The sequence below is a fragment of the Luteibacter sp. 621 genome, from assembly GCF_050435445.1.
In the GTDB taxonomy this organism is placed as follows: Bacteria; Pseudomonadota; Gammaproteobacteria; order Xanthomonadales; family Rhodanobacteraceae; genus Luteibacter.
In genome coordinates, this window is sequence record NZ_JBNDKI010000018.1 from 108,147 (window position 1) to 116,850 (window position 8,704).

7 protein-coding genes are annotated in these 8,704 nt (G+C 63.8%); 2 read left to right on the plus strand and 5 right to left on the minus strand.

The genetic code is table 11. The annotated features are described in order from the left end of the window. Window positions 1-238: 238 nt before the first annotated feature. A complete protein-coding gene (locus tag ABIE56_RS17540) occupies window positions 239-3,271 on the minus strand; it encodes a TonB-dependent receptor plug domain-containing protein (RefSeq protein WP_429245083.1) in 3,033 nt (1,010 codons plus the stop codon). A gap of 433 nt (window positions 3,272-3,704) precedes the next feature. Here ABIE56_RS17540 and ABIE56_RS17545 point away from each other — a divergent pair, with 433 nt between their 5' ends. Next, the gene (locus ABIE56_RS17545; RefSeq protein ID WP_429245084.1) at window positions 3,705-4,109 is read left to right on the plus strand and encodes a helix-turn-helix domain-containing protein; all 405 of its coding nucleotides are present in this window, start codon (window positions 3,705-3,707) and stop codon (window positions 4,107-4,109) included. An 18-nt stretch (window positions 4,110-4,127) separates the two neighbouring features. Here ABIE56_RS17545 and ABIE56_RS17550 read toward each other — a convergent pair whose 3' ends face one another. The 4 genes from ABIE56_RS17550 to ABIE56_RS17565 form a co-directional block, all read right to left on the minus strand. Next, on the minus strand, window positions 4,128-4,745 hold the full coding sequence (locus ABIE56_RS17550; protein WP_429245085.1) for a histidine phosphatase family protein: 618 nt from the start codon (window positions 4,743-4,745) through the stop codon (window positions 4,128-4,130). Between the two features lie 40 nt (window positions 4,746-4,785). Next, the gene (locus tag ABIE56_RS17555) at window positions 4,786-5,052 is read right to left on the minus strand and encodes a DksA/TraR family C4-type zinc finger protein (RefSeq protein WP_429245086.1); all 267 of its coding nucleotides are present in this window, start codon (window positions 5,050-5,052) and stop codon (window positions 4,786-4,788) included. 133 nt (window positions 5,053-5,185) lie between these two features. Then, complete coding sequence (locus ABIE56_RS17560) at window positions 5,186-6,640, minus strand: alpha-L-fucosidase (protein WP_429245087.1); 1,455 nt, start codon at window positions 6,638-6,640, stop codon at window positions 5,186-5,188. A 72-nt stretch (window positions 6,641-6,712) separates the two neighbouring features. Beyond that, a complete protein-coding gene (locus ABIE56_RS17565; protein WP_429245088.1) occupies window positions 6,713-7,600 on the minus strand; it encodes a LysR family transcriptional regulator in 888 nt (295 codons plus the stop codon). A gap of 104 nt (window positions 7,601-7,704) precedes the next feature. On the opposite strand from ABIE56_RS17565, the gene ABIE56_RS17570 reads away from it, so the two are divergent. Further along, the gene (locus ABIE56_RS17570; protein ID WP_429245089.1) at window positions 7,705-8,574 is read left to right on the plus strand and encodes an SDR family oxidoreductase; all 870 of its coding nucleotides are present in this window, start codon (window positions 7,705-7,707) and stop codon (window positions 8,572-8,574) included. The last annotated feature ends 130 nt before the right edge of the window (window positions 8,575-8,704 follow it).

Sequence of the window (8,704 nt, forward strand, 5' to 3'; positions counted from 1 at the left end):
CAACCCTGCTTATTACTTTAGAAACTCTTTCTAAATCAATTATTTCTGATATGTGACAGCGCTTGTTTCGGGCGCATAAAAAAACCCGCGTTCGGGACGCGGGTCATGGGGAGATTCAGCGAATTCGGTGTTCGTGTTCGCCGCCGGCAGTGGCAGGGTTCTGGTGCCCCACACTTCCTCCCGGACTTGCGGATCGGCAGCCATCCCTGGCTGCCTTTCCTTGCGTCAGCACATGACCTTAGAAATCGTAGGTCAGGCCGAAGCGGACGTAACGCGGCGTGGTGCGGTACAGCGCGCTGTCGTAACGCGACAGCGGTGCCGCCGAGCTGCCGTAGTAGGGGTAAGCCGTGGTCACGACGGTCTGGTTAAAGACGTTGTAGACCATGACGTTGAACGCGAGCTTGTGGTCGGCGAAGGCCGGACGGTACTCGGCGTTCAGGCTGACGTTCTTCTGCCACGGGTAGCGGTACGTACCCGGGGGCGACGGCTCGCCGCCGCACCAGTGGTAGTACGGGCCGGGGTACGCAGGCGATGTCTCACCCTCACCGTAGTAGCCGAGGCAGGTCCGCGGCTTGCCGGATGCCACGCTGATTACCGCACCCACCAGGAACTCAGGTGTGATCTGGTACGAGCCGTACAGCTTAAGCACGTGTTTCTGATCGTTGGACTGTGCACCATTGGCGTAGCTCATCAGGGAGGCGAAGTCCCAGTCCTGCGTCGCCGAGATGTCATCCTGGCCGATATCCGACTTCACCTGGCCTTCGGAGTTGCCGTAGCTGCGGCTGAACGTATAGATGGCCTTCGCCTGCCACTTGCCATCGAACGGATGCTCGAGCGAGAGGTCGACGCCGTAGTACTTGCGCTTGAGCTTCTGGAAGCCGAAGTCCGCGTTGGTCACCGGTACGTCAAAGTAGCCGCCGTTGCCGTCGGAAATCTTGAACGTGTTCGAACGGCCCGGGTTGAACAGGTAACCGCCCTGCACGTTGGCCGGATCCACGTCGTAGCCGAGCGAAACGGCCTTGTTGTAGATCGTATCGGCGTCGGCCACGTCATCGATCGCGTTGCGCAGCTTGCGCCAGGTCACCTTGGCACCGGCCACCCACTCCGGGGTCAGCTCCGTCTGGAAGCCAAGGATCGCTTCATCCTGGAACTCGGACTTGAGGTTGCTCGATGCAGCGGTCTTGGGATCGCGCGGCTGGCCGTACTCGGCGTTGCTCGATACCGGGCCGCCCGTCGAGGCGGTGATCTCGGTCAGGCCGGTCGGCACGCCCAGCGAATCGATGCCGGTATAGGTGTAGTACTGGTTCGTGTACAGCGACGAACCGGCCGAACGCAGCGCCACGCTGGCAGGCAGCGCGAGGTAGTAACGGCCCACGTTCGCGAACACCTTCATCGACGAGTCGCCGTTCACATCCCACGTGGCGCCCAGTCGCGGAGCCCACTGCGGGCTGGTGAGCTTAAGGTAGGCCACGCCATCCGGGTTGTAGTTAGTGAACTGATCGTTGCGCAGGCCGATCTTCACCAGCCAGCGGTCGTTCACCTGCCACGCATCTTCGATGTACTGCGCGCGCTGCGTTACCTTGACCGATGCGGCGGTACGGTAGATTTCGTGGTTGACGATGTAGCCTTCGCCACCGTTCGGATAATCGCCAGGTGCGCCGACGAAAGCCGTGCCGTTATCGAGGAGCGGCGTCGCCGGATCCACATGCGAGTAGATCCACTCGTAGCCCGGACCAGAGGTGGTGTCACCATCGTTCAGGTCACGCACGGTCTGGTTATCGATGCCGGCGGTGATCAGGTGATCACCGATGTGGTAGGTGACATCGAAGCGCAGGTTCGTGTTCCGCGAGGTGTGGCGCGGATCAGTGAAGGTTGCAACCGTCTGCGCGTTGCCAACGTTGGTGCCATAGGCCGGGTTCTGCTGGTCGCGACCGGAGATGTAAGGCAGGGTCGGGTCGTAGCCCGGGATCTGCGAGAAGTACGTCGAACGCAGCTTGCCCCACATGGCACTGACCGTGAGGTCATCGGTGATGTAGCCGGTGTACTTGAACACACCCAGGTCACCGGAATTCTTCAGCGACGTATCGCCGCTGTTATACGCGCCGGTCTGGCGGGTGTCGTAATCGAAATCGTAGAGGTTGCCGGCGTACTGGTCCTTGCTCGACGCGAATGTCGCTTCAAGGTGGTGATTATCCGTGATGTTCCAGTCCAGCTTGCCGTAGTAACGCGGATCGCGGTAGCTGTACTTCGTGTTGTACGGGAGCGTGACAGCACCCACGTTGTTGCCCTGGGTCTTCTCATACTCAGCGGCGGCGAAGAAGAACAGCTTGTCCTTGATCAGCGGGCCGGAAACGTAGGCGCTCGTGGTGGCGACCCACGACTTGTTGTCGCTGAACTGGCGGTAGATCTTGCCGGCGTTCGCGCCCTCGGTGTAGTAGGTGTCCTTCGGGTCACCCTTGAGCGAACGCGGGGTCCACAGCATCTGGGCGCCGAAGTGCCACTCGTTGCTGCCACGCTTACCGATCTGGCTGATAACACCACCATCGGAACGACCGTAGGCGGCGCTGTAACCGCCGGTCAACACTTCCTGCTGATCGATCACGTTGTACGGCAGGGTAATGCCGCCGAAGCCGCTGACCGGATCGGTGGTGTTGAAGCCGTTGATGTAATACGCGTTCTCCGTGACCGACGAACCGCTGAACGAAGCCAGCGCGTTACGGGTCGGGCCCTGGAAGTACGAGCTGCCGGGGACAACGCCCGGCGCGAGCAGCGCGATGGCTTCCGCCGTGCGGCCCAGCGGGTACTTGGCAAGTTCTTGCGACGTCACCACGGTACGGGCATCGACGCTCGATACGTCAATGGCGGGCAGCGTGTTGGCCGATACCGTGACGCTCTGCAGGTCCTGCGCCTGGGCGCTGGCGGCTGCGGCGGCGAACGACACATCGACACCGCGGCCGACGACCACGTTGACGTTATCGCGCGAATCGACGACGGCACCGTCTTTCAGCAGCGACACCTTGTACGAGCCGTTCTGCAGCTGCGGGATCGTGTAACGGCCGCTCGCGTCGACATCCACCTCGCGCACCTGGCCGGTGCTGCTCTCGATGCGAATGGTTTCGCCCGCGGCGGCGGGTGCCTGACCGAAGATGGCGCCGGTGGTGGCCTGCGCGAATACCGCGGCGGCAGGCAGGGCCAGCGCCGTGGCAACGGCGACGTGGAGCAAAGAACGGCTGAAGACGGTCGCCTTACGCGACCGAATGGATGAGAACATCAAATTTTCCCCCAGAAAAGATGCGTGGCGCGAAGCGACGCAAAGCAAAGTGCCTCGGCAGGCCCTCCCTTAAGAGCCCTGCCGGGGACGTGACGTAGCCCGGATAGCCCCGGATACTTCACGTGACAGGTTTTTTAAACGGCCCTGTCATGCAACGTCAATAATTTTTTTACGTTCTTGCGGGCGCGTACGCTGGGGATCGACGCTTTCGTACATTCGGGCGGTACGAAATTGCGCCCGTTCCAGATAGACGTCCATTTGACAGAACGGCTTCCGGGTGTAACAACTGCCGCGTGCGGCACGCGCCGGAAGGTGCGTCGCCGACGGGCAGAATGGCGCCATGGCGCCGTTGAGAGGTCGTTCTACCGGGTGAATTCGGCCCGGCACGCATCCGTTTTGTGACGGGATCGTGGTTCAAAAGGGGTAGCAACCTATGGTTAGGGGAAAAGGTTGCAGTGATCAGGATAGGAATTTTTCGTACGCCGCAGGATCTGACGCGGCGACGGCCAACGCACTGGCGGATCGCATCCGCCAGCTGCGCCAGGCCCGCGGAAAATCGCTGCAGGAAATTGCCGATGCACTGGGCATGTCGAAATCCCACGTACATCAGTTGGAACGCGGCACGAGCACAAATCCGTCATTTTCAGCACTTCGAGCGCTGTCAGCCTACTTCGGCGTCACTATCGGCTTTCTTGTCGGTGAGGTCGAAGGCGATGGCGGTGGCGACGAGAGCGAAGAGGTTCGCTTGTTGACGCGATGGTTCAGCGAGGCACCGCCGCGCGACCGCGGTGCGGTGATGGCACTGTTGCGCTACCAACGAAACGCCGCGCTGAAATAGGCCGGCGTTCGTCGCTGCTCAGGCGGGCGTTTCCGCGGCCGCCACGGCCAGGGGGTCCAGGTTCCAGGCGTCGACCTGGAAGCTGCCCTCGCGCACGTGCAGCGGGGTGTAGCCACAGTTGCCATGCCGAAACGTCGAAAAGTCGCTGCTGCCATGGAGCGTGCCCAGCAGCGCCGATATCGATTGGCCGTGCGTGATCACGGCAACGCTGCGGTAAGGGAGCATCAGCACGTCTTCGAGCGCCGCGATCACCCTTGCCGCCACCTCGCGCAACGATTCCGAGCCCGGCGCCGTGGCATCAGGATCCGTGCACCGCACGACGGCCGTCCATTGCGGATCGAGCGCCATGGCATCGAAGTTCTGGCCTTCCAACTGCCCGAACGAGCGCTCCACCAATCGCTCGTCGACGGACACCGCACAGCCAGCAATCGAGGCAACGATTTCCGCCGTATGCAATGCACGGCCGAGCGTTGACGACACCACATGCTCGATGCCCCGCGCCGACAGTGCCCGGCCCAGTGCTTGCGCCTGTTCGATGCCAGCGGCCGTGAGCGGGCTATCGGCCCTGCCCTGCGCCCGGCGCTCGATATTCCATTGGGTTTCGCCGTGGCGGCAGACGATCAAGTGTTCAAGCATCGTGGGGGCTTCGTGGCACGGGGAACGCCCATGGTAAACCTCAGCGCAACTGGCTGTCCTTGCTGCCGCGCCGGTTGTAGCCAGCAAATGTGGCCGCTTCGCGGTCGGCGGCCTCCTGGCAGGCGACGCACAGGCGAACGCCGGGGACGGCCTTGCGCCGGGCGTCCGGAATCGGTTTATCGCATTCCTCGCAGCGCTCCAGCCCAGGGCCCTTGGCCATGTGGCTACGCGCACGCTTCACCGCATCGTCCACGGTGGCGTCGATCTGATCCTGTACGGCGGTGTCACCCGCCCAACCGGTAGCCATGCCGCACCTCCGGGCTCGCCAACTGTAGGGGCGCGCTTGCGCGCGATCATGCCTATATGGCTCCAATAACCTACATTTCAATAGGTTACGTTGCCATGGCGTGAATCGCGTGTAAGCACGCTCCTACATTTGCCTAGGAGGCCCGGGGCTCGTTGTACAGGCCGAACTCGGTGACGCCTGGCTGGCGGCCTTGCACCCACAGGCGCACGCGCTTCGCCGTCACGGCCGGGAATTCATGGAACTGATACGCCGCGGGCGTCGCACCGGTGGCGATATCCACCCAGGCGCCGCCCTGCTCCACCTGCGCTTTGTAGGCCGTGATGCGGCTGGCGTTGCCGTAATCCGAATCGCGGGGCTCCACGACGGAGAGGGTGTTAAAGGTCACCGGCGCGTCAAAGCGCACTTCGATCCAGCCCTCGCTCTTGCCGCGATCGGCGAGCCAGTACGTGCGGAAGTTGTCGTCAAAAGCCAGGTCAGGGCCCACCGCTTCATCGCTGGCACTGGCCCATGCGGGCTTGCCCGCCGCCAGGTTCGGCGTGGTGATGGTCACCTGTCGTTCGATCGGCGCGACCTGGCCCTCGGGCTTCCACAATCGGCCAATCTCGGCCAGGCGCGCCACGGCGTTGTCGTCGAAGCGGCCATCGCGGTTCGGTGCCACGTTGAGGATCAGGTTGCAGTGATTCGCGTTGAACGGCTTCAACCAGTCATCGACGATGGTCTGGGCCGATGCCAGCTCCGACGTGGGATACGACGTTTTCCAGAACCAGTCGCTCTGTAGCGTGGTGCCCGATTGCGAGGGCACGGGACTATCCGGCGGGATCTTCTGCCCGGCGTGCTGCTCGTATTGCTTGATATCGGTGTAGTAGAGCGCGGTGCCCGGATAGCTTCCCGCATTGTGGTCGGTGAGCAGGCAATCGGGTTGTAGCGATTTCACCAGGTCATAGATCTCACGGTACGGCAGTTCAGCGTAGGAAATACGTGACCACGACGCGTTCCAGCCATCGAGAATGAGCGCCGTGAGCGGGCCGTAATTCGTGAGCAGCTCGGTGAGCTGCGCCTTGATCAGCGCGATCTTCTCCGGTGTGACCGTGCGCGCGCGGATATCCTGGCGCAGGTCGAGAATGGAGAAGTACAGACATACCTTGAGGCCCGCCTTGCGGAATGCATCCACATAGGCACGCACCACATCGTGCGGGTAAGACGACTGCATGACGTTCGCACTGCCGGTCTTCGTGGGCCAGAGGCAGAAGCCATCGTGGTGCTTCGTGGTGAGGCACGCGTAACCCATGTGTGCGGACTTGGCGGCGCTCGCCCACTGCGCGGGGTCAAGGTGCTTCGGGTTGAACAGCTTGGGCGATAGCATGGGATCGCCCCATTCGCGCTCTTCGAACGTCGCCATGTTGAGGTGGATGAACATGCCGAAGCGAAGTTCGAGGAAGGCTTGCTGCAAGTCACGCAGCTTCGCGGGATCGACAGCGACGCCGTGTTGCGCGCGTGGTGCCTGTGCGAATGCCTGCTTCACCGGCCACAGGCCACTTCCCACCATGCCGGCCAACGCCAGCGTTTTCGCAAAGTCGCGTCGGTTCAACACCCTCTCCCCGCTATGGCATGACGGTCGACTTTCACCTTTTGCGCTCCGGCCTGTCAACGCCGTCGCCGGCTACGACAATGTTTTGAAATGCAGCGGGGAGGCATCCTTGAAATGGTCGACGAGCATGTTCACGAATGCCGAGACCTTGGGCGCGACGTGGCGTTGTGGCGGGTACAGGGCCCAGACTTCGGTGGCACCACCTTCCACCAAGCCCCAGCTCACCAACCTGCCATTCTGGATCTCACCCGCTACCAATGATGCCGGCAACATCGCCGCACCGAGCCCTTCGAACACCGCATCGTGCACCATCGCCATCGACGAAAGGCGCAACACCGGGCGCGGGGCGATGGCATAACGCTTCTTGCCGTCGATCAGCCGCCAGGTGTCGCTGCGCGCCATCGCGGGAAGCACAATGGCCGGGAACGCATCGCCATCGCGCGGTCGCGGCAGCGCGGGTGCGGCGGCCACCACGTAACGGTCGCGGAGGAAGCAGCGACCCGCCAGTTCCGTGGTCGGCTTGGGGTTGGCGCGCACGATGAGGTCGAAGCCTTCGGCAAGTGGATCCACGAAGCGATCATCGGCCACGATCTCCAGCTCGACGGCCGGATACATCGCCGCATAACGCGAGGCCAGGCGACCCACGCCGCGTTGCGCAAACAACACGGGCACGCTGACACGCAACCGGCCGCGTGGGCCGCCGGCGCCGGCGGCGAGATCGGCGGCAATGGTTTCGATATGGCCCAGCACGCCGGCGGTCTCCGCGTGCAGCACAGAGCCCTCTTCCGTGAGCCGGAACGGCCGTGCACCGCGCTCGACCAGGCGAACGCCCAGTGCATCCTCGAGCTCGCGCACGCGCCGCGAGAGCGTGGCCTTGGGCCGGCCCGTCGCGCGGCTGGCGGCGCCAAACCCGCGGTGTGAAGCCACGGCATTGAAGTCGGCAAGGGCGAGCAAGTCCATGCACTGTGTCTCACTGGCGGGACGATCTGTCCCGATTTGACGGCTATCGTACCGCAAGCGAGACGCGCAACCTGTGCTCATTCCAAACCGCACAGGAGTTACCCATGAGCATCCTCGTTACGGGCGCCACCGGCGCCGTTGGTTCTGCCGTCATCGAACGCCTCGCCGCCGCAGGCGCCGAGGTTCGTGCCTTCACCCGCCGCCCCACCGAGTACAACGGCCCGGCGGGCGTCCGCGCCGTGGGTGGCGAAGCTTCCGATCCCAACGCGGTGCGCGCCGCGCTGGAAGGCGTGGATACGGTATTCGTACTCAACCCGGTCACGCCCGATGAACTCAACCAGGGCCTCACCCTGCTGACGCTGGCTCGCGACGCAGGCATCCAGCGTTACGTGTACCTCTCAGTGCTCAACGCGGAGACATTCACGGATGTGCCGCATTTCACCGTGAAGTACACGATCGAGCGGATGATCGAGCAGTTCGACCTGCCGGCGACGATCCTGCGCCCGTCGTATTTCATGCAGAACGATGCGGCGTTGAAGGATGCCGCCTTGCATGGCATTTATCCGATGGCACTGGGCGCAGCGGGTATCGAGATGATTGATGTGCGCGACATCGCCGATGTGGCTGCGGCAGCGTTGCTGCGGCGCGCCCGCGCCAGCGGCCCGCTACCGCGGGAGGTCATCGAGCTTGCCGGGCCGGACGCGTTCACCGGCGAATCCGCGGCGAACGTGTGGGCGGATGCGCTTGGCCGCGACGTGGCCTACGTGGGCGACGATCTCGACCAGGCCGAGGCGGCGATCGCCGAACGCGCTCCCGCCTGGGCGGCGTATGACCTGCGTCTGATGCTCGCCCGGTTCCACCGCGATGGCATGCGGGCGAAAGCGGCGGCACGCGGCACGCTGCGGACGCTGCTGGGGCGCGAACCGCGGACGTATGCGGACTTCGTTCGGGAAGTGATCGACGGCGTGAAGTAACCGCTACGGCCGAGGGGGGGGGGGGGGGGGGGCGCCCCCCCCCCCCCCCCCCCCCGGGGGGGGGGGGGGGGCGGGGGGGGGGGGGGGGGGGGGGGGGCCGGGGCGCGCCCGCCCGCTCCTACAGGTCACG